Raw genomic sequence first — 20,774 nt, 5'->3', positions numbered from 1 at the left:
CAAGGGGCGGGCCGGAAGGTCCGAATGGGACGGGGTGTTTCTCTCGACGGTCGAGAAACAATTGGATGCGAAGCGGCGACTGCTGATCCCGCAGGACTTCCGCACCTCCGAAAACGGGGCCGAGCACGCCATCTTCGTCTTTCCGTCGATCGAGGCCGATTGTCTTGAGGCGGGCGGCGACCCCCTGTTTGCCACCTATGTCGAAATGATCCGGTCGCTGCCGTTCGGCTCTGAGCAGCGCTCGGCGCTGGAATGGCAGGTGCTGGGCGAGCAGACGCGGCTGACGTTTGACGGCGGTGGCCGGGTGACCCTGCCGGAAAGCCTGATCCAGGATGCCGGTCTGGGCGAGACGGTCGTGATCGTGGGGCTGGGCGACCGGTTCCAGATCTGGAACCGCGAGGCCTGGGTGGCGCGCCGGGCCGAACGCCGGCAGATGGCGCGGTCGGGTGTTGCTGAACTGGGCGCCCTGCGGCTGGCGGCCCAGCTGAAGGTTGAAGGGGGCGGGTCATGACCGACGCGCCCCGTCCGCATATTCCGGTGCTGCTGGATGCCGTGATCAAGGCCGTGCGGCCCGCGCCCGGCCAGCGGGTGGTGGATGCCACCTTCGGCGCCGGCGGCTATTCGCGCGCGCTTCTGGAGGCCGGGGCCGAGGTGATCGCGCTGGACCGCGATCCGACGGTCCAGCCCTATGCCGATGCGCTGGGTCGTGACTATCCCGAGCGGTTCCGCCTGATCCGGGCGGCCTTTTCCGAGCTGGCCGAGGTGCTGGCGGATGAGGCGCCGGTCGATGCGGTGGTGTTCGACATCGGCGTGTCGTCGATGCAGCTGGACCAGGCCGAGCGCGGCTTCTCCTTCATGAAGGACGGGCCCCTGGACATGCGGATGTCGCGAGAGGGCGAAAGCGCCGCCGACATCGTCAACAGCTGGGAACACGGGCCGCTGGCACACATCTTCAAACTGTACGGGGATGAGCGTCAGTCCGGCCGGATCGCTACAGCCATCCTGCGCCGGCGGGTCGAGCGCCCGTTCGAGCGGACGCTGGATCTGGCCGATGTGGTCGAGGCGGCGCTGGGCGGCAGGCGCGGTGCGCCGACCCATCCGGCCACCCGCGTGTTCCAGGCGCTGCGGATCGCGGTCAATGACGAACTGGGCGAGCTGGCGCGCGGTCTGGAAGGCGCCGAGGCGGTGCTGCCCGAAGGCGGGCGGCTGGCGGTGGTGACCTTCCACTCGCTGGAAGACCGGATGGTCAAGAATTTCCTGACCGAGCGCACCGGCAATACGCCCGGCGGATCGCGCCACGCGCCGCAGGTGATCGAGACGCGCAAGCCCAGCTTTGACCTGCAGTTCAAGGGCTCGGTCGACGCGACGGATGAGGAGCTGGCGGTCAATCCCAGGGCGCGCTCGGCCCGGCTGCGGGCGGCGGTGCGGACCGATGCCCCGGCTTGGGGGAGGCTGGCGGCATGACGGCCCTGAAACGCCTGTTCGACTGGAAGGTGCGCGGGATCCGCTGGGTCGAGATCTTCGGCATCCTGTGCGTCGCGGCCATGCTGCTGTCGGTCTATCTGACCAAGGCGGCGGCGGCGCGCCAGTCGAACCGCATCGCCGAGCTGGAGCGCGAGATCGACCAGTCCTCGATGCGCGTGCGCATGCTGCGGGCCGAGGTGGCGCGGCTGGAGAGCCCGGCGCGGCTGGAGGCCCTGTCGCTGCAAGCCGGTCTGGCCCCGATCGGCCAGCCGCCGGTCGTCGAGGCGCCGGTCGCCGAAGAGCCGCCGGTGGACGATGAGGCGGTTGAGCCCGCTCCGGTCGAGGAGGGGGCGCAATGAGCGTGCAGCCGCATCCGTCGTCCGTGCGCCGTCCGGCCGGGCGACGGCCGAGGCTCCAGACGCCGTCGTGGCGCTGGCTGGCCGAGGGTGTCTGGTGGATCGAGCACGGGTTCGAGCGCGCCCGCGCCCATGCCCGCCCCGAAGAGGACAGTCGGGTTCGCATCTTTCTGGTGCTGGCGGCCTTCGGGCTGGTGTTCGCCGGTCTGGGGCTGAAGGCCGGGTATGCAGCGTTGTTCGAGCCGGTGGACGTCGGCTATCGCGGCGCCGCTTCGGATCGCAGCCGGGCCGATTTGGTGGATCGGAACGGGCGGCTGCTGGCCACCGATGTGATCTTCTATGCCATGTTCATCGACCCGTCGCAGGTCTGGGACCGCGATGTGGCCTATCGGGAAATCCGCCGGGTGATGCCGGGGCTGGACGCGGACCGGCTGAAGGGCGCGATCTGGGGTGACCGGCAGGTCATCGTCGCCAGCGGCCTGACGCCCGACGCGCGCGCGCGGGTGCATGATCTGGGGCTGGGCGGCGTGACCTTCGCCATGGAGGACGGCCGCGTCTATCCGCTGGAGGGCGAGGCCAAACACCTGATCGGGGCAACCGATACGGGCGGGCAGGGTATCTCCGGCGTCGAACTGGCCTTCGACAAGGAACTGCGGGCCGAGGGCGCTGCGGGCGAGCCGTTCGAGCTGTCGATCGACCTGAGGATTCAGGGGGTGGTCGAGAGCGAACTGGCCACCACCATGGCCGAGACCGGGGCCAAGGCCGGGGTGGCGATCGTCACCAATGTCCAGACCGGCGAGGTTCTGGCCATGGCCAGCTGGCCGGAGACGGGGTCGCGCAATCTGGCGACCTCGGGCCACTATGAGATGGGCTCGGTGTTCAAGAGCTTTGCCGTGGCGGCCGGGCTAGATACCGGGGCGGCCGATATGACCACCCTGTTCGATGCGTCCGAGCCCTTCATGATCGGCAAGCGCCGGATCACGGACTTCCACGCCCAGAACCGCGTCATGACGCTGGAAGAGGTCTATCTGCACTCGTCCAACATCGGCACCTCGCGACTGGCGGTGCAGATGGGTCCGGTGGTGATGAAGGACTATTTCGGGCGGCTGGGCCTGCTGGACCGAGCGCCCATCGAGCTGCGGGAGTCGGCGGCGCCCAAGTTGCCCGACGACTGGACCCCCTCGACCCTGGCATCGCTGTCTTTTGGCTACGGCATCATGGTGACGCCGGTGCAGGTGATTGCGGCGGTCGGCTCGCTGAGCAATGGCGGGCGCTATGTGCCGCTGAGCCTGCGCAAGGGCGGTGCTGTCGGTGTTGAGCCGAGGGCGGTGGTCACGCCGCAGACCAGCCTGAACATGCTGGACCTGATGCGCCGTAATGTGGTGCGCGGCTCGGGTGGACGGGCCAATGCGCCGGGCCTGCGCGTCGGCGGCAAGACCGGCTCGGCCAACAAATGGACCGGCAGCGGCTATGATCCGGCGGTGGCGGTGGGCACCTTCATCGGCGTCTTCCCTGCGGACGGGCCGCTGGATGCGCCGCGCTATGCCATTCTGGTGCTGGTCGATGAGCCGGGCCAGTATCCGCGCACCGGCGGCTTTGTCGCCGCGCCCGCCGTGGGACGGATCGCCGACCGCATCGCCCCGTTCGTTGGCGTTGAACGCGCCGATGACCGCTGGCAGCTGGCCGATGGTCGCCCGAACCCGACGCTCAAGGACATGGAGGCCTCGCTGTGATGCACAGCCAGCGCCTGTCCGATCTGCTGAAGCGGGATGTGCCGTCCGATCCGATGATCACCGGCGTGACCGCCGACAGTCGCCGGGTCGATGCCGGTAGTCTGTTCGTCGCCCTGCCCGGAACGGTACAGGACGGGCGCGCCTTCATCCCGCAGGCACTGGCCCGGGGCGCGGCCGCTGTGCTGGCGCCCGTTGATACGCCGGTCGGCACCGCGCCGGTGCTGGTGACGGCCGGCGATGTGCGCCGCGCCTATGCGCTGGCGGCGCGGGGATTTTACGGCGCCCAGCCGAAGACCTGCGTGGCGGTGACGGGCACCAACGGCAAGACCTCGGTCGCCACCTTCTGTCGCCAGATCTGGGCCCGCATGGGTCTGGTCTCGGCCAGCCTCGGCACACTGGGCGCGATGGTCCAGCGGGGCGCGGAGGTCAGCGCCCTGACCGGTCCCGGCCTGACCAGTCCGGATGCCGCCGAGGCCGCGCGCCTGCTGGCCGAAATGGCGGCGGGCGGTGTGACCCATCTGGCGCTGGAAGCCTCGTCGCACGGGATCGACCAGCGGCGGCTGGACGGGGTGAGCCTGAAGGCGGCGGCTTTCACCAATCTGACCCAGGATCATCTGGACTATCACGGCGACATGGACGCCTATCGCGCGGCCAAACTGCGCCTGTTCGAGACACTGCTGCCCCGGGGGCGGACGGCGGTTCTGAATGCCGACTCTGAGGCCTATTCGCGTTTTGCGGCCGCCGGGATCATGTCGGGGCTGGACATTCTGGGCGTCGGCGAGCGAGGCCGTGACCTGACGCTGATGGGGCGCGAGGCCCGGCCGGAAGGCCAGAAGCTGGTGCTGGAGTATCGCGGCGAGAGCCATGAGGTGCTGCTGCCGCTGGCCGGGGCCTTCCAGGCGTCGAACGCCTTGGTGGCGGCCGGTCTGTGTATCGCGGGCGGCGCGGCGGTCGGCGACGTTCTGGCGGCGCTGGAACATATCGAGGGCGCCCGGGGACGGCTGGAGCGCGTCCGGGTGGGTGAGGCCGGGGGCGGCGCAGAGGTCTATGTCGACTATGCCCATACGCCGGACGGGCTGGAGACGGTTCTGAAGGCGCTGCGACCCCATGTGCGCGGGCGGTTGATCGTGGTGTTCGGGGCCGGCGGCGACCGGGACCGGGCCAAGCGGCCCCTGATGGGACAGGTGGCGGCCGAGCTGGCGGACCTTGCGATCGTCACAGACGACAATCCGCGATCCGAGGACCCGGCGACCATCCGGGCCGAGGTGCGGAACGGCTGTCCCGACGCCGAGGAGATCGGCGACCGGCGTCTGGCCATCCAGTCTGCCATCGACCAGGCGCGCGACGGGGATGTGGTGCTGATCGCCGGAAAGGGGCATGAGCAGGGACAGATTGTCGGCGCAACGGTGCATCCGTTCGACGATGTGACTGTCGCCAGTGAGGCCCTGAGCGTTCATGCCTGAGACCCCCCTTTCGCCGCTCTGGACCGCCGACGAAATCGCCCGTGCGACGGGTGGCCAGCGCCATGGTGCGGACTTTGCCGTCGACGGGGTCGCTTTCGACAGCCGCGAGATCGACGCTGGCAAGCTGTTTGTGGCACTGCGCGGGGTGCGCGACGGTCATGACTTTGCGGGGACGGCGTTCGAGGCGGGCGCGACGGGCGCGCTGGTCGAACGCGTCGTGGATGGCGGGCCGTGCGTCACGGTGGCCGACACGCTGAGGGCGCTGGAGGCATTGGGACAGGCCGCGCGCGACCGGTCGTCGGCGCGGCGGGCGGCGGTGACCGGCAGTGTCGGCAAGACCAGCGTGACCCAGGCGATCAAGGCCGGGCTGGATCTGGCGGGGCCGGCCCATGCCTCGGTCAAGAGCTACAACAATCACATCGGCGTGCCGCTGACGCTGGCGCGCATGCCACGAGAGACGGCGCGCGCCGTGTTCGAGATCGGCATGAATGCGCCGGGCGAGATCGCGCCCCTGTCGCAAATGGTGCGGCCGCACGTGGCCTGTGTGACCACGGTCGGGCCGGTGCATATCGAGGCCTTTGCCGATGGCGAGGCCGGGGTGGCGCGCGAGAAGGCGGCGGTGTTCGAGGGCCTCGAGCCGGGCGGCATCGCGGTGATCAACGGCGACAACCCCTGGACGCGGTTACTGGCCGAGGTGGCGCGCGAGCACGGGGCCGAGGTGCGGCTGTTCGGCAGCGCGGCCGATCATGATGCGCGCCTGCTGGACTTTCAGCCGGATGCGGAGGGGGCCACGGTCTCGGCGAGCTTCGCCGGGCAGGCACTGGAGTTTCGCCTGCGACAGTCGGGCTATCACTGGGGGCTGAACAGTCTGGCGGTGCTGACGGTACTGCGGGCCATGGATGTGTCGCTGGATACGGCGCTGGAGGCCCTGGCCGGGTTCTCGCCGCTGGCGGGTCGCGGACAGGTGCGGCAGGTCCGGCTGGCGTCGGGCGGGACCTTCACCCTGATCGACGAAAGCTATAACGCCAATCCGCTGTCGATGACGGCCGGGTTCAGAAGCCTGGGCGCGCGCATCGTGCCGGAGGGCGGACGCCGGGTGGTGTTCCTGACCGACATGCTGGAACTGGGCGATCAAGCCGAGGCGATGCATGCCGGACTGGCCGAGCCGCTGGATGCGGCAAAGGTCGATGTCGTTCATACTGCGGGCGCGATGATGCGCCACCTGCATGACGCCCTGCCGCCTGTGCGGCGTGGGGACTGGCGCGAGACAGCGGCGCAGCTGTCGAACGAGGTCGCGGCTCTGGTCCGCGACGGAGATACGGTCATGGTCAAGGGATCTAACGGCTCTCGCGCCGGGCAGATCGCGACCGCCCTGGCTGGCTTGCATTCTGACGATGGGGCTTAAGGAGGCCGTCCGGTGTTTTACCTGCTCTATCTCTACTATGCGGATGTCGCTCAGGATTATCCGCTTCTGAACCTGGTCCAGTACCAGACGGTGCGCGTGGCGCTGGCGTTGGCCACCGCCATGATCGTGGCCGTGGCCATGGGCAGCCGCTTCATTTCCTGGATGCGCAAGAAGCAGGGCAAGGGCCAGCCGATCCGCGAGGACGGGCCGGTCTCGCACCTGTCGAAGGTGGGCACGCCGACCATGGGCGGGCTGATGATCCTGGCCGGGATCGCGGCGGGCGTGTTCCTGTGGGCCGATCTGACCAACCCCTATATCTGGATCGTGTCGCTTGTGACGGCGGCCTTTGCCGTGCTGGGCTTTGTCGATGACTACGCCAAGGTCTCAAAGCAGACCTCGGCCGGGTTGACCTCGAAGCAGAAGCTGATCGCCCAGACCATTGTGGCGGTGATCGCGGGTGTGCTGACCGTGCTGTGGATGACGCCCTCGACCTCGGCCGGGCTGGAAACGTCCATTGCCTTCCCGTTCTTCAAGGATGTGCTGCTGAACATCGGCTGGTTCTATGTGGCGTTCGCCGCCTTCACCATCGTCGGCTTTTCCAATGCGGTGAACCTGACCGACGGGCTGGATGGGCTGGCCATTGTGCCGGTGATGATGGCCTCGGCGGCGTTCGGCATGATCGCCTATCTGGCGGGCAATTTCGTCTTCTCGGAATATCTGCAGATCCACCATGTGCCGGGGTCGGGCGAACTGGCGGTGTTCCTCGCGGCCATCATTGGCGGCGGCACGGGCTTCCTCTGGTACAATGCGCCGCCGGCCAAGATCTTCATGGGCGACACGGGATCGCTGGCGCTGGGCGGGGCCCTGGGCGCGGTGGCGGTGACCACCAAGCACGAGCTGGTGCTGGGTATCGTCGGTGGCCTGTTCGTGCTGGAGGCGCTCTCGGTCATGATCCAGGTCGGCTATTTCAAGGCGACGAAGAAGCGCGTCTTCCTCATGGCGCCGATCCACCATCATTTCGAGAAGATGGGCTGGCCCGAGTCGACCGTGGTGATCCGGTTCTGGATCGTGTCGGCGATGCTGGCGCTGGCGGGTCTGGCGACCCTGAAGCTGAGATAGACGATGATCCGGGTCCCGGGCTTTGAGGGCAGGCGGGTCGCGGTCTTCGGCCTTGGACGGTCGGGGCTGACGGCGGCGCGTGCGCTGAAGGCCGGGGGTGTAGAGCCCGTGCTGTGGGATGACGGCATCAGCAGTCGCATGCAGGCCGAGGCCGAAGGGTTTGTCGTCGAGGACCTGACGACCGCCGACTGGTCGGGCTTTGCCGCCCTGGTGCTGGCGCCGGGTGTGCCGCTGACCCATCCGGTGCCGCACTGGACGGTCGAGAAGGCGCAGGAGGCCGGGGTCGAGATCGTCGGCGATCTGGAGCTGTTCGCGCGGGCGCTGGCGGCGCTGCCCGCGGGCAAGCGGCCGCGGGTTGTGGCGATCACCGGGACGAACGGCAAGTCGACGACCACGGCGCTGATCGCCTGGGTGCTGAAGCAGGCCGGGCTGACGGTGCATATGGGCGGCAACATCGGCATCGGCGTGCTGGCCCTTCCGGAGCCTGTGCCCGGCGCGGTCTATGTGATCGAATGCTCGTCCTATCAGCTGGACCTGACCACCCGCTTTGCGCCGGATGTGGCCATCCTGACCAACATCAGTCCGGACCATCTGGACCGGCACGGCGGGATGGACGGGTATGTGGCGGCCAAGGCGCGGATATTCGAGCATGCAGGCCTATCGCTGGTCGGGGTGGATGAGCAGGAGGGCCAACGAATTGAGACCCAGCTCGCGCTGGCGGGACGGCGGACCCAGCAGATCAGTTCGAAAGCATTTTCAACCCCCCTCGACCACATTCTCTATGACAACGGATGGATTCGACTGCCGGGCCAGTCGATCGACCTAACTGCCGCCCGCTCCCTCGCCGGCCGTCACAATGCGCAGAACGCGGCTTTTGCCTATGGGGCCGCGCGGGAGCTGGGGGTGGATCATGAGACCGCGGTCGAAGGTCTGCTGTCCTTCCCCGGGCTGGCGCATCGGATGGAGCCGGTTGGGCGGGTCGGCCGTGTGCGGTTCATCAATGACTCCAAGGCGACCAATGCTGATGCGGCGCGTCAGGCGCTGGGCGCGTTTGAGCGGGTGTTCTGGATCGCCGGGGGCCGGGCCAAGGCAGGCGGGATCGACGACCTGACCGAACTGTTCCCACGCGTGGTCGAGGCCTTCCTGATCGGCGAGGCGGCGGGTCCGTTCGCGGCGGCGCTGGGAGAGGTGCCGCACAGGATCAGCGGCGACATGGCCAGCGCGGTCCAGCAGGCCTTTGAGGCGGCGTCTGCCACCGGGCGCGAGGAGGTGGTGCTGCTGAGCCCCGCGGCCGCGAGCTTTGACCAGTTTCCGGATTTCGAGGTGCGGGGCGAGGCGTTCCGCGCCGCTGCCCTGGCCCTTGGTGCCCAGCCTGAAGGGGCGGCATGACCCAGACCTATGTGCCGCCCTTTTCCCGCAGCGACCAGAGCCTGCTGGCCCGGTGGTTCTGGACGGTGGACCGCGGGCTGGTGATCGCCGCCATGGTTCTGATGGGCATCGGCGTGGCCCTGTCGTTCGCCTCAAGCCCCGCAGCCATTCTGGCCGACGAGGGACTGTCCAACCCGTTCCACTATTCGATCCGCATGATCGCGTTCGTGGCGGCGGGGGTCGGGGTGATGCTGGGGGCGTCGCTGCTGTCGCCGCGGGGTGTGCGGCGAGTGGCGGCCTTTGCGCTGGTGGGGGCCTTGCTGGTCATGGCGATCCTGCCGATCCTAGGCAATGAGGCCAAGGGGGCGACCCGGTGGATCCTGATTGGACCGTTCAGCCTGCAGCCGTCCGAGTTCGCCAAGCCGGCGCTGATCGTGCTGGCGGCCTGGATGTTCGCCGAGGGGCAGAAGGGTCAGGGCGTGCCGGGCGTGTCGATCGCCTTTGCCTTCTATGCCGTGACGGTTGGCCTGTTGCTGATCCAGCCAGACATCGGCCAGACGCTGTTGATCACGACGACCTTCATGGCGGTCTTCTTCATGGCGGGCGTGCCGTTGAAGTGGATGGCGGTGCTCGGCGGGCTGGTCATGTCGGGAATCTTCTCGCTGTATTTCCTGTTCGATCACGTGCGGGAACGGGTGGCCAAATTCCTCGCGCCCGGTCAGGAGGACACCCACCAGATCGACCGCGCCTCCGAGGCGATCCGGGCCGGGGGCCTGTTCGGGCGCGGCGTCGGCGAGGGCGTGATGAAGCGCCATGTGCCGGACCTTCATACCGACTTCATCTATTCGGTCGGGGCGGAAGAGTTCGGCCTGATCCTGTCGCTGGTGATCATCAGCCTTTATGCCTTCATCGTGCTGAGAGGCCTGTCGCGGGCCATGCGGCTGAACGACCCGTTTGAACAGACGGCGGCGGCGGGGCTGTTCATGCTGATCGGCCTGCAGGCGGCGATCAATATGGCGGTCAATCTGAACCTGATCCCGACCAAGGGCATGACCCTGCCCTTCATCAGCTATGGCGGGTCGTCGATGGTGGCCATGGGGCTGACCATGGGGCTGGCCCTGGCCTTGACCCGCAGGCGAGCGGGGGCCTACGAGCCCGGCACCGGTCGACGCCCGGCGCCCAAGCTGGGCCGCATTCTTCCATAGGGACATCCATGACCAAGGTCTGTGTCGTTGCTGCCGGAGGAACCGGCGGGCATCTGTTTCCGGCCCAGGCGCTGGCCGAGGAGATGGCGCGGCGCGGCTGGCGGATCGTGCTGGCCACGGATCGGCGGGGTCAGGCCTTTGCCGAGCATTTCCCGGCGGACGAGCGACTGGCGCTCGACTCGGCGACGGGCAGCGGGCCGATCGGCCTGCTGAAGGCCGGGGTCAAGATTGCTATAGGCGTGGCCCAGGCGCGCAAGGCGTTTCGGCGGCTGGAGGCCTCGGTGGTGGTGGGCTTTGGCGGCTATCCGTCGGCCCCGTCGCTGCTGGCGGCGATGAGCATGGGCCTGCCGACGCTAATCCATGAGCAGAATGCGGTGCTGGGGCGCACCAACCGGCTGCTGGCCGGACGGGTCGGGACAGTGGCCTCGGCCTTTCCCACGCTGGGGCGTCTGCCTGACGGGCTGAAGGACCGGCTGGAGGTGGTCGGCAATCCGGTTCGTCCGCCGATCGCGGAGCTGGCGGGCAAGGCCTATCGTGCACCGGGTGCCGGGGGCGACATCCACCTGTTGGTGACGGGCGGCAGTCAGGGCGCGCGGATCCTGTCGGACACCGTGCCGCGCGCGGTGGCGGCCCTGCCCGAGGCGCTGCGCAAGCGGCTGAAGGTGGTGCAGCAGGCACGGCCGGAGTTTCTGGACGCCGCCGCCGCCATCTATGCCGGGGCGGGCGTCGCGGCCGAGGTCGCGCCCTTCTTTTCTGACATGGCATCGCGGCTTGCCGAGGCGAATCTGGCCATCGGCAGGGCCGGGGCCTCGACCTGCACCGAGCTGGCGGTGGTCGGCCTGCCGTCGGTTCTGGTGCCGCTGAAGATCGCCACCGATGACCACCAGCGGTTTAATGCGCGGGGTCTGGTCGAAGCGGGCGGGGCGGTGCTGATCCTCGAGGATGATCTCACCGTCGAAGGTTTGACCGCGACCCTGTCGGGCATTCTGGGAGAGCCGGGCCGTCTGGCAGCCATGGCGGAAGGGGCGAGCGCGGTAGCTCTGCCGGATGCGGCGGCGCGGCTGGCCGATCTGGTCGAGGCCTCCGCCGGTTAAACGGCCTCAGGCGTCAGGGATCGGCACCTGACCGCCCGCGACGCACAGCTGTTCGACCTCGAACCAGTCCTCCAGCATGGACTCGCGAGCTTCGGGCGTTTCCTGGAGGGCCAGGATACGGGTCAGTTGATCGGAAATACCCGCCGCGCGCTCAATCACGTTCTCGCGGGTCAGGCCCACACGACCGCCGAGGGCTTCCGCACGATCAAGGAAGACGACTGTCATGTCTTCATAGATCTGGACACCGTCCAGTGCTGCGATCTCGGGCTGACGCGAATGGGCGAAGAAGATGCCGGCGCAGGCGATGCTGTCGTCGAGGTCCAGTGGCTCGATGGCCGGATCCTGTGAGGGCGCACCAACGGAGGCCAGTGACAGGGCGATGAGGGAGGAGAGGATCATCACTATCTCGAAGTTGAGAAAGGGAAGGCCAGAAAGACATCAGGCCCCGGCGTTGGCCGGGGCCTGATGCAGACTGATCAGGTCAGGAATCGACTATTCTTCTTCGAGTACGGCTTCGAGGCAGCGGTCCAGACCCGGACCCCAGCTGTAGATAACCTGCTGCTTGGCGGTCATCCCGGACTGGGCGTCGACCCGTTCCATGATCTGGACGGCCTCGGCGACGGCGGCCTCGATGACCTGGTCTTCCGACAGGCCACGGGCGGCCGGCAGGGCCTGGGCGCGGTTCAGCATGACGCCGGTGGCGGCTTCAAGGGCGCTGACGTCTTCCGGGTCGGCCTGGATCTTCGAGAAGGCGAAGAACATGGCCGAGCAGGTCAGATGTTGCTGATAGTTCAGCGGTGCGCTTTGGGCCGAAGCCGTGCCTGCGGCCAGCAGGGCGAGAGCAGCAATGCCGCCCGCGAGGGTAAATTTGGTGGTCAGCATGATCGTGCTCCTGTTGCGTGTACCTCTGGTACCGCAAAATCCTGTCAGGCCCCCCTGACTGTTCCTGACCATGACGGATCACGGGGAGCTTGCCTAGGACCGGAAAGTCACATCAGGATCCGGCGATGGCCCTCTTCGACGGCGGCCTCGACACTGCCAAGGACCGGCCCCTCAGGGGCTGTGCCTGTGCAGGCCACGGTCAGCATTTCCTCAGCGTCACCGCCCGGTGATACGGGAAAGGGCGGCTGATCCTCCGGCACGGACGGACCTTCGACGCCGTCGGCGAGGACCGAGGCAAAATCCAGTCGGTCGGCGGTGCGCGCCTCGCAGTCGAACGCCCACCAGGACCAGCCGCCCCAGAAAGCTTGACCCTCGACCTCGAACCCCGGTTCGGCCACCTGAAGGGACCGAATGCGGGCCTGATCGCCCGAGCGGGAGCGGGTCGAAAGGTCGGCGAAGATGGCAAACCGGCCGACCCCGGTCAGAAGCAGTTCCGGGCCTGCCGGCGCGAGTGCGACTGTCTGGCATCCCGCCAGTGCGATCCCGGCGACGAGGGCCGCGGGGATGGATTTCATTAACTGCATCCGATCATCCCGCTTTTAGAGGCCCGCTGTATCTTCCCACCATGTTTGACCAGCAGATGGCCCTTTCCAATGTGGTTGCCGCGCCGGACCGGCGGGTTCGGTCGCGAGCACCGCATCGGCTGGCTCGTCGCGAGGGAGAACGCATCCGCCTGCTGGGCCAGTTGATGGACAAGGTGCGGCCCGAGGAGGTCATGCACCAGCTGGAGACCTGGGTCGAGGCCGAGGTCAAGGCGGTCATCGCCAACCACAATCTGCACAGCCTGCACCTGATCCGGACCGAGCCGCGCGTGGCCGAATTCTTCGCCCTGGCCGATCTGGTGCAGATCGACTCCACGCCGCTGATCGCCTTCGGGCGTCTGGTGGGGCGCGGCACACGACGCAAGCATCGCTCGACCTATCTGGACTGGCGCGAGCATTTTTGGAGCCTGGCCGATCGCAAGGGCTGGCGGGTCATGTTCATCGGTGGCGCCGAGGGCGTGGCCGACATGGCGGCCGAGCGACTGAAGGCGCGGCACGGTCGTGTCGATCTGGCAGTTCGGTCTGGCTATTTCGATGCGGCGCCGGGATCAGAGGACAACCGCCGACTGGTGGCCGAGGTCGCCCAGTTTGCGCCGCAGGTGCTGCTGGTCGGTATGGGCATGCCCCGGCAGGAAATCTGGATCGCCGACCATCTGGACGCCCTGCCCGACTGTGTGGTGCTGAACGTCGGCGCCGCCTTCGACTATGAGGCCGGGGTTCAGAAGGCCGCGCCCCGCTGGATGGGCAAGGCGGGGCTGGAATGGCTGTACCGGCTGGCGGTCGATCCCCGGCGCCTGTTCCACCGCTATTGCGTGGAACCCTGGCACCTGATCGGCCCGATCATGGACGATCTGAAGGCCGCGCTGAAGCGTTAGGCCACCAGCTTCTCGGCCTGTTTCAGGTCGACGCTGACGAGCTGTGAGACACCGCGTTCGGGCATGGTGACGCCGTACAGGCGGTCCATGCGGCTCATGGTCACCGGATTGTGGGTGATGACGATGAAGCGGGTGTCGGTGCGGTTGCGCATCTCGTTCAGCATGCGGCAGAAGCGATCGACATTGGCGTCGTCCAGAGGCGCGTCGACCTCATCCAGCACACAGACGGGGGCCGGATTGGCGAGGAAGACGGCGAAGATCAGGGCCGCGGCCGTCAGGGCCTGCTCGCCGCCGGACATCAGGCTCATGACCGCCAGCCGTTTGCCGGGGGGGCAGGCGTAGATCTCGAGGCCGGCCTCGAGCGGATCGTCGCTCTCGACCAGTTTCAGCTCGGCCTGACCGCCGTCGAACAGGGCCTCGAACAGGGCCTTGAAGTTGTCGTTGATGATGTCGAAGGCGGCCAGCAGGCGTTCGCGGCCCTCGGCATTCAGTTCGTCGATGCCGTCGCGCAGGCGGGCGATGGCGCCGGTCAGGTCGGCCCGTTCGGTGCGCATGGCTTCCAGCCGGTCGGCGTATTCGCCGGCCTCCTCCTCGGCGCGCAGATTGACGGCGCCCAGATGCTCGCGCTCGCGCTCCAGTCCGGCCAGCAGGCTTTCGGCACCGGCAACGTCAGCGGGGCGGGCGACAGCGTCTTCCGACAGCTTGGCTTCAAGGGCTTCGGGCGTCAGCTGAGAGGTTTCGCGGAGGCGATTGACGGCGAGGTCGAGGGCGTCCTCGGTCGCGCGGGCGCGCTCGACCAGACCGGCGCGGGCCTCGCGGGCCTGTGAAGCAGCGGCGTCGGCCGCGCGAGATGCCCGGTCCGCTTCGGTGGCGCGGGTTTCGGCCACGGACAGGGCGTCAGACGCGGCCTTCTTGCGCGTTTCCGCAGCGGTCAGGGTGTCCAGCAGGGCATTGCGCTTGCCCGTGAATTGCTCCGGGGCCTGAGCGGCGACCTTGAGCTGATCGGCGGTGGTGGCCTGTTCGGCTTCGAGGGCGGACAGGCGGGTGCGGGCCTCCTGGCCTCGGCCGGACCAGGCATCACGCTCGCGGGTCAGGGTTTGCAGTTGACGGGTGCGGCCCTCGACGGCGCGGGCCTCGGTGTCGCGCTCAAGCCGGGCCTGGGCGGTGGCGGTGCGGGCGGTTTCGGACGCGGCCCGGGCCTCGGCAACCCGGGCCCGGAGCTCGTCGGGCGAGGTGGCGGGGCTCTCGATGGCGCGGGAGTCCTCGACCGCCGTGACGGCCGCTGCGATCTCGGTGTCGAGGCGGGCCAGGGACTCATCCAGCGACTGGGCGCGGGCTTCGCGGCGGGCGGTGTCGCGGGCGAGGGCCTCGACCCGGTCGCGGGCGGCGGCGACGGCCTTGTCGAGGGTGAACGGCACGAGGCGGGCAGCCTTGACCGCTTCGTCGGCGCCCCGAAGGCGTTCGGTGAGGGATTTCAGCTCGGTCTGGGCGGCGTCCAGTGCCGGGCGGCCCTGATCGATCTCGGTCTCGACCTCGGACAGGCGGGTGCGCTGTTCAAGGCGGATGGCGGCGGGGCGGGGGGCCTCGGCCCGGACGACCAGCCCGTCCCAGCGATAGAGGTCGCCCTTTGCCGTCACCAGACGGGCGCCGACGGGCAGCAGGCGCGACAGGTGCGGAGCCCGATCGGCCGGGGCAACCCCGCACCACGCCAGACGCGCCGACAGGGCCTCGGGGGCCGTGACGTGATCGGACAGGGGGGCGACGCCCTCAGGCCAGACGGGCGGCGCGGCCTCGGCCCCGGACCAGTGGGCGGCGGCGGCGGGGTCGAGGGCGGCGTCCAGGTCTTCGCCCAGGGCTGCGGCCAGCGCCGCCTCATAGCCGCGGGCAGCCTGAACGGAATCGAGGGCCGGGGGGTGGTCGCGCTTGCCGCGGGCCAGAAGCTGGGCGAGGCCCCGGGCCTCGGTCTGCAGACGGCCCAGCTTGTCCTCGAGCGTGCGGGCGGTGGTGCGGGCATCCTGTTCGGCACGGGCCAGCTCGGCACGGTCGGCCTCGGCCTGCTCGACGGCCTCGCGGGCGGCGGCCAGATCGGCCTGGGCGCGGACCAGCGTCGCGTCGGCCTCGGCCTGCTCGGGGGTGTCGGAGGGGGCGAGCGCCTCACGCTCGGCGGCGGTCTGGGCGCGGGAGGCCTCGAGGCGTGCCAGCCGGGTTTCGGCCTCCTGACGTCGGGCGGCTTCGGCGCGGGCGCGCGCCTCGACGGCGGCCAGTTCGGAGGTCAGCCGTTCTACCTCGGCCTCGGCGGTCTGGCGGGCAGACTCGGCCTGTTCGAGGGCGCGGTCCAGTTCGGGGCCACGGGTCGGTGCGGCCTCGATCTCGGCCTCGAGCGCCGCCACGGCGTCGGACAGGCGGGTCAGTTCGCTCTCGGCATCGCCCGCCATGGCCGTTTCGCGGGCGAGGTCGGCGGCGATGCGGGCGGCCTCGCGCTCCAGTCGTTCGACCTCGGCGCGGGCGGCCTGTTCGGCCATGTCGAGACGGTCGCGCTCCAGCGTGGCCCGGTGCAGGACGGCGCCGGCCACCGCATCTTCTTCGCGGGCGGGCTTGAGGCCTTCCTGCGCCTTGAGGGCCTCGGTCCGCGCGTGGGCCGAGGCGACCTCGGTCTTGCCGACCTCGACCTCCGCCTCGCGCAGGGCGGCTGTGGCGTCGTCGCGAGCCTGGACGGCTTCCTTCCAGCGGGCCAGCAGCACGGCGGATTGCAGGGCCCGGATCTCGGCGGAAATCTTGCGGTATTTCTCAGCCTGACGGGCTTCGCGCTTCAGGCGGGTAAGGGCGGTTTCCAGCTCCTTGCCGATGTCGTCCAGCCGGTCGAGGTTGGTCTCGGCGGCCTTGAGGCGCAGCTCGGCCTCATGCCGGCGGGTGTGCAGACCCGAGACGCCCCCGGCCTCTTCCAGAATGCGGCGGCGGTTCTGGGGCTTGGCGGCAATCAGCTCGGAGATCTGACCCTGACGCACGAGGGCGGGCGAGTTGGCCCCGGTCGAGGCGTCGGCGAACAGCAGCTGGACGTCGCGGGCGCGGACCTCCTTGCCGTTGATGCGGTAGGTCGAGCCCTGACCCCGGTCGATACGGCGCGAGACCTCGAGCACGGCGGAATCGGTAAAGGGCTGCGGCGCGCGGCGCTGGGCATTGTCGATGCTGAGCGAGACCTCGGCGTGACTGCGCGCCGGGCGGTCGGCGGCCCCGGCAAAGATGACGTCGTCCATGCCCTGACCGCGCATGGCCTTTGCGGAGTTGGCGCCCATGACCCAGCGAAGGGATTCCAGCACATTGGACTTGCCGCAGCCGTTCGGTCCAACAATGCCGGTCAGGCCCGGGGTGATGTGCACCTCGGTCGGATCGACGAAGGATTTGAACCCGACAAGCCTGAGCCGCTGGAACTGCATCGGGCCGGGGCGTCAGTCGGCCGAAGGGGGTGCGGGACGCGGCTGACCGGCGATGGCGGCCTCAATCTCGTCGGCCGTGCGGGCCGACGTCACGACACCGTCGAGGAACAGGGTCGGCGTACTGCGCACACCCAGGCTGGAGGCCTGACGGGCGCGGGTCTCGATCTCGGCGTAGCGAGCGTCGTCGCTGACGCAGGCCTGGGCCTGATCGAGCGGCAATTCCGCGGCTGTTGCGGCTGAGATCAGCCAGCCATCGACGTTTCCGCTTTGCAGATAGGTCGCCTGACCCCGGAACAGGGCGCCCAGCGCGTCGTCATAATGTTCGGGTGCCGCACAGCGGGCCAATACGGCTCCGGCCAAGGCCAGCTCGGGGGGATTGGTCGGCAGGTCGCGCCAGACGACACGAACCTGACCGGTGTCGATCAGGCGACGCTTGATCTCGGGGAAGTCCGCCTCATGCCAGGTGGCGCAGTGGCTGCAGACCGTCGAAAGATAGGCGGTCAGGGTCACGGGGGCGTCTTCCCGGCCGAGGGTGCGATCAGCGGGATCGACCGCCAGCACCCGCTCGGGCGCGGCCATGGGCGGCGGGGCCGGCCGCACTGCCTGCTGGGCCAGCGCGGGCTGGCCCAGGGCGAGAACCGCCAGAGCAGTCAGTGTGGCAAGACCCGCGACGCGCATGAGGTTTACTTGGCCAGTTCGGCGTCGACGGCGGCCGAGAGGGTTTCCATCGAGCTGTTCGGCACGCGCGTCCCGTTGACGAAGAAGGTTGGGGTGGCGGTCACGCCTTCAGATCGGGCGGACTGAATGCGACCTTCGAGGGCGGCCAGGGCCTCGGGGTCGGTGACGCAGGTGCGGTATTCTTCCTCGCTGAGGCCGACGGAGGTGGCGATGCGGCTGAGGGTGGCGGCCGGCGGGATCCCCTGTCCCCACTCGCGCTGGCTGGCCATGATTTCCTCGACCACTTCGAAATATCGATCCTCACCGGCGCAGCGGGCCAGCAGGAAGCCGGCGGCGGCGACATCGGCGGGCGGGGTCGGGAACTCCCGGAAGATGAAGCGTACCTGATTGGTGTCGACATATTTGGCCTTGAACTCGGGCCAGACCTGCTCCTGCCAGCCCGCGCAGGCACCACAGGTGACCGAGGCGTATTCCACGACCGTGACCTTGGCCCCTTCAGGGGCACCCTTGGCCATGTCGCCCTGGGCCGCCTGTCCACCGTCGGACCCGCCGCAGGCAGCGAGCGTGCCCATGGCAGCGAGGGCGGCGCCGGTCATGGCAGCGCGGCGGCTCATGGCGCTGAAACGGAAGCGGGCGGTCTTGGGGCCGGTGGACATGGGTCAATCCTCTTGACGGTCAGCGCGCGAAAGGCGGGTCATATACAGCGAGTCCTTGGCTAGGACCCCGCCCCGGCTTTGTCGAGACGCCTTGCGGCAAAGTTTTGTTCTAGGGCCTGCCGCTGCGCCGATTGAGCACGCTGCGGCCCAGCCGTTCGAGGGCTGCGGCCAGTGGCGCGGGGGCCGCGGCGACCGAGGCCCTGAGTGCGGCTTCGTCGGCAGCACCGAGCGGGGGAGGGGCGGCAGGTTTGGTCAGGGGTGCGTGCGAGCGTGCGGCGCGCGGGCCGATCGGTCCCTGGGCGATGCGCAGGCGTTCGACCGCGCTCTGGCCAAGGAACAGATTGACCCGCTCCAGAATGTCCGCCGACTGATGCTGGACCAGCAGGGCGGCGGGGCCGGCCACCCGAAGCTCCAGTGTGACACCGGTCGATTGACCGTCTGCACCCTTGCGCGGGCGGGTCAGTTTCTGGGGACGGGTGACGGCGGCCAGCCGTTCGCCGACGATTTCGGGCCAGCGGGCGTCAAGCGCGTCAGCCCCCCGGCCGTAGCGGTCGTCCAGGGTGCGGATCAGCTTTTCCAGCGCCCGGCCGACACGCGGGGCAGGACGGGGCAGGGGCCGGGTCTTGCGGCGGGCCAGGATGGCGCGGGCTTCGTCTTCCGTGGGCAGCGGGCGGGGCATGGTGTCACTATACCCCGGGATGTCATGCGCTCCTATGCTGGAGACGATGAGCCCTCCCGATTCTGACAGACTGGCCACGATCCGCAGCGCGCTGATGGACTGGTATGGCGTCCATGCCCGGGACCTGCCGTGGCGCATGGCACCGGGATCTGCGGAGCGGGCTGACCCCTATCGCGTCTGGTTGTCGGAGGTGATGCTGCAGCAGACCACCGTGCCGCATGCGACGCCCTATTTCGAGGCCTTCACCACGCGCTGGCCGACGGTCAGGGCGCTGGCGGCGGCCGAGGACGGGGCCGTCATGGGGGCGTGGGCCGGGCTGGGATACTACGCCCGGGCGCGCAACCTGCTGGCCTGTGCCCGGGCGGTGGCGCGCGACCATGGCGGGGTGTTTCCTGATACCGAGGCGGAGCTGCGCGCCCTGCCGGGGCTGGGGGCCTATACGGCGGCAGCCGTCGCGGCGATCGCCTTTGGCCGTCGGGCTGTGGTGGTCGACGGCAATGTCGAACGGGTGATGGCGCGCCTGTTCGCCGTCGAGACGCCCCTGCCGAAGGCCCGCCCCGAACTGCGGGTGCTGGCCGATGCCCTGACGCCGGAGCCGGAGGATTTCGACCCCGGCGACTGGGCCCAGGCCCTGATGGATCTGGGGTCGCGCATCTGTCGGCCGCGATCACCGCTGTGCGGGCAGTGTCCGCTAGCCGGGGACTGTCAGGCACGGGCCAGCGGCCCGCCCGAGGCCTGGCCGAAGAAGCTGGCCAAGGTGCCCAAGCCCCGGCGCGAGGGCGTGGTCTGGGTACTGGTCGACAAGGCCGGCCGGGTCGGTCTGGTCAAACGGCCGGACAAGGGCCTGCTGGGCGGAATGTTGGGCCTGCCGACCTCGGGCTGGGATGCCGGGGAGGCCAGCGGACCGCCCGTCGTCGCCGACTGGGTCGAGGCCGGCACGGTGCGCCACGTCTTCACCCATTTCGAGCTGGAGCTGGAGGTGATGCGCGCCGAAGGGCAGGCCGACCTGATCTGGCGCGAGGTGGCTGAGGCCGAGGCGACCCTGCCGACGGTGTTCAGAAAGGTGCTGGTGCGGGCGCTGGCTGCCTGATCCTCCCCAGCGCAGCGGGGGAGGGGGACCACGGAGTGGTGGAGGGGGCGACCGCACCTAAGGCGTTTGAAAGTCTGCAGTCTGAAGGCGCTTGGGAAGACGGCGTGCCCTGTCCGCCCCCTCCACCGCCTTCGGCGGTCCCCCTCCCCCGTGAACGGGGGAGGAGCTATCCCCTACATCGCCGCGCGGATTTCGGCGCGCAGGGTGTCGATGGACTTGAAGCCCTGATCGGTCTTGAAGCGCCAGTAGGTCCAGCCGTTACAGGCGGGGGCGTTTTCCATCAGGGCGCCAAGCTTGTGGATCGAGCCGGTCAGGTCGCCGTGGATCAGGCTGCCGTCGGCGCGGACGCGGGCCTCGCGCGAGCCGTCGGGGGCGTACAGGCGGTCGCCGGGCCGCAGCAGGCCGGCCTCGACCAGGGCGCCGAAGGGCACGCGCGGTTCGGACCGTTTGGAGCCCATGACAGCCAGGTCTTCGGGGTTGGCGGGCACGACGGCAGCGAGGCGCTTTTCGGCCACGCGGATGTAGTCATCCTCGCGCTCGATGCCGATGTAGTGGCGGCCCAGGCGCTTGGCTGCGGCCCCGGTCGTGCCGGTGCCGAAGAAGGGGTCCAGCACCACATCGCCGGGCCGGGTCGAGGCCAGCAGCACGCGGTGCAGCAGGGCCTCGGGCTT

At 69.2% G+C, this 20,774-nt stretch carries 20 protein-coding genes; 12 read left to right on the top strand and 8 right to left on the bottom strand.

Translation table 11 applies throughout. The annotated features are described in order from the left end of the window. Nucleotides 1–34 precede the first annotated feature (34 nt). From B4K74_RS01555 to murG, 10 genes are read left to right on the top strand one after another with little or no spacing between them, the layout of a single operon-like run. Nucleotides 35–511, top strand: a complete 477-nt coding sequence (locus B4K74_RS01555; RefSeq protein WP_123287632.1) for a division/cell wall cluster transcriptional repressor MraZ — start codon at nucleotides 35–37, stop codon at nucleotides 509–511. Then, complete coding sequence (gene rsmH, locus B4K74_RS01550) at nucleotides 508–1,464, top strand: 16S rRNA (cytosine(1402)-N(4))-methyltransferase RsmH (RefSeq protein ID WP_286691461.1); 957 nt, start codon at nucleotides 508–510, stop codon at nucleotides 1,462–1,464. Before B4K74_RS01555 ends, rsmH begins: the two co-directional genes overlap by 4 nt. Continuing rightward, nucleotides 1,461–1,823, top strand: coding sequence for a cell division protein FtsL (gene ftsL / locus B4K74_RS01545; protein ID WP_286691460.1), 363 nt, complete (start codon nucleotides 1,461–1,463; stop codon nucleotides 1,821–1,823). The genes rsmH and ftsL overlap by 4 nt, the downstream gene beginning before the upstream one ends. Beyond that, entirely contained in the window at nucleotides 1,820–3,553 is a 1,734-nt protein-coding gene (locus B4K74_RS01540; protein WP_286691459.1) for a peptidoglycan D,D-transpeptidase FtsI family protein, read from the top strand. The genes ftsL and B4K74_RS01540 overlap by 4 nt, the downstream gene beginning before the upstream one ends. Beyond that, nucleotides 3,553–5,016 carry a UDP-N-acetylmuramoyl-L-alanyl-D-glutamate--2,6-diaminopimelate ligase gene (locus B4K74_RS01535; protein WP_286691458.1) on the top strand — a complete coding sequence of 488 codons (1,464 nt, stop codon included), beginning with the start codon at nucleotides 3,553–3,555 and terminating at the stop codon, nucleotides 5,014–5,016. Before B4K74_RS01540 ends, B4K74_RS01535 begins: the two co-directional genes overlap by 1 nt. Continuing rightward, complete coding sequence (locus tag B4K74_RS01530) at nucleotides 5,009–6,421, top strand: UDP-N-acetylmuramoyl-tripeptide--D-alanyl-D-alanine ligase (protein WP_286691457.1); 1,413 nt, start codon at nucleotides 5,009–5,011, stop codon at nucleotides 6,419–6,421. The genes B4K74_RS01535 and B4K74_RS01530 overlap by 8 nt, the downstream gene beginning before the upstream one ends. A gap of 12 nt (nucleotides 6,422–6,433) precedes the next feature. Next, entirely contained in the window at nucleotides 6,434–7,540 is a 1,107-nt protein-coding gene (mraY, locus tag B4K74_RS01525; RefSeq protein WP_123287626.1) for a phospho-N-acetylmuramoyl-pentapeptide-transferase, read from the top strand. Between the two features lie 3 nt (nucleotides 7,541–7,543). After that, nucleotides 7,544–8,929 carry a UDP-N-acetylmuramoyl-L-alanine--D-glutamate ligase gene (gene murD, locus B4K74_RS01520; RefSeq protein WP_286691456.1) on the top strand — a complete coding sequence of 462 codons (1,386 nt, stop codon included), beginning with the start codon at nucleotides 7,544–7,546 and terminating at the stop codon, nucleotides 8,927–8,929. Continuing rightward, nucleotides 8,926–10,113 carry a putative lipid II flippase FtsW gene (gene ftsW / locus B4K74_RS01515; protein ID WP_286691455.1) on the top strand — a complete coding sequence of 396 codons (1,188 nt, stop codon included), beginning with the start codon at nucleotides 8,926–8,928 and terminating at the stop codon, nucleotides 10,111–10,113. The genes murD and ftsW overlap by 4 nt, the downstream gene beginning before the upstream one ends. An 8-nt stretch (nucleotides 10,114–10,121) precedes the next feature. Then, on the top strand, nucleotides 10,122–11,207 hold the full coding sequence (gene murG, locus B4K74_RS01510) for an undecaprenyldiphospho-muramoylpentapeptide beta-N-acetylglucosaminyltransferase (RefSeq protein WP_286691454.1): 1,086 nt from the start codon (nucleotides 10,122–10,124) through the stop codon (nucleotides 11,205–11,207). A gap of 6 nt (nucleotides 11,208–11,213) precedes the next feature. Here the strand turns inward: murG and B4K74_RS01505 are convergent, their stop codons facing one another. The 3 genes from B4K74_RS01505 to B4K74_RS01495 all read right to left on the bottom strand — a co-directional run bounded on the left by B4K74_RS01505 (nucleotide 11,214) and on the right by B4K74_RS01495 (nucleotide 12,664). Next, nucleotides 11,214–11,606: a hypothetical protein gene (locus B4K74_RS01505; RefSeq protein ID WP_123287622.1), complete on the bottom strand. Its 393-nt coding sequence runs from the start codon at nucleotides 11,604–11,606 to the stop codon at nucleotides 11,214–11,216. A 93-nt stretch (nucleotides 11,607–11,699) separates the two neighbouring features. Continuing rightward, a complete protein-coding gene (locus B4K74_RS01500; protein WP_286691453.1) occupies nucleotides 11,700–12,089 on the bottom strand; it encodes a hypothetical protein in 390 nt (129 codons plus the stop codon). Between the two features lie 107 nt (nucleotides 12,090–12,196). Beyond that, the gene (locus B4K74_RS01495) at nucleotides 12,197–12,664 is read right to left on the bottom strand and encodes a hypothetical protein (RefSeq protein ID WP_286691452.1); all 468 of its coding nucleotides are present in this window, start codon (nucleotides 12,662–12,664) and stop codon (nucleotides 12,197–12,199) included. 65 nt (nucleotides 12,665–12,729) lie between these two features. Between B4K74_RS01495 and B4K74_RS01490 the strand changes: the two genes are divergently transcribed. Beyond that, nucleotides 12,730–13,566, top strand: coding sequence for a WecB/TagA/CpsF family glycosyltransferase (locus B4K74_RS01490; protein WP_286691451.1), 837 nt, complete (start codon nucleotides 12,730–12,732; stop codon nucleotides 13,564–13,566). Here the strand turns inward: B4K74_RS01490 and smc are convergent. From smc to B4K74_RS01470, 4 genes are all read right to left on the bottom strand, one after another. Further along, the gene (gene smc, locus B4K74_RS01485) at nucleotides 13,563–17,000 is read right to left on the bottom strand and encodes a chromosome segregation protein SMC (protein WP_286691450.1); all 3,438 of its coding nucleotides are present in this window, start codon (nucleotides 16,998–17,000) and stop codon (nucleotides 13,563–13,565) included. The two genes, B4K74_RS01490 and smc, sit on opposite strands and share 4 nt — an antisense overlap. Nucleotides 17,001–17,012: 12 nt before the next feature. Continuing rightward, entirely contained in the window at nucleotides 17,013–17,678 is a 666-nt protein-coding gene (locus tag B4K74_RS01480; protein WP_123287617.1) for a thioredoxin domain-containing protein, read from the bottom strand. A gap of 5 nt (nucleotides 17,679–17,683) precedes the next feature. Next, nucleotides 17,684–18,334, bottom strand: a complete 651-nt coding sequence (locus B4K74_RS01475; protein ID WP_286691449.1) for a DsbA family protein — start codon at nucleotides 18,332–18,334, stop codon at nucleotides 17,684–17,686. Between the two features lie 109 nt (nucleotides 18,335–18,443). Continuing rightward, nucleotides 18,444–19,013, bottom strand: coding sequence for a DUF721 domain-containing protein (locus B4K74_RS01470; RefSeq protein WP_286691448.1), 570 nt, complete (start codon nucleotides 19,011–19,013; stop codon nucleotides 18,444–18,446). A gap of 46 nt (nucleotides 19,014–19,059) precedes the next feature. Here B4K74_RS01470 and B4K74_RS01465 point away from each other — a divergent pair, with 46 nt between their 5' ends. After that, complete coding sequence (locus B4K74_RS01465; RefSeq protein ID WP_286691447.1) at nucleotides 19,060–20,103, top strand: A/G-specific adenine glycosylase; 1,044 nt, start codon at nucleotides 19,060–19,062, stop codon at nucleotides 20,101–20,103. 173 nt (nucleotides 20,104–20,276) lie between these two features. On the opposite strand, the gene B4K74_RS01460 is transcribed toward B4K74_RS01465, so the two are convergent. Beyond that, on the bottom strand, nucleotides 20,277–20,774 hold a 498-nt coding region (locus B4K74_RS01460; RefSeq protein WP_286691446.1), incomplete at its 5' end, for a site-specific DNA-methyltransferase.

This window comes from Brevundimonas sp. UBA2503, assembly GCF_002341485.1.
Lineage (GTDB): Bacteria > Pseudomonadota > Alphaproteobacteria > Caulobacterales > Caulobacteraceae > Brevundimonas > Brevundimonas halotolerans.
The sequence above is the reverse complement of the archived record's forward strand: the minus strand, read 5'-3'. Positions and strand labels throughout refer to the sequence as shown.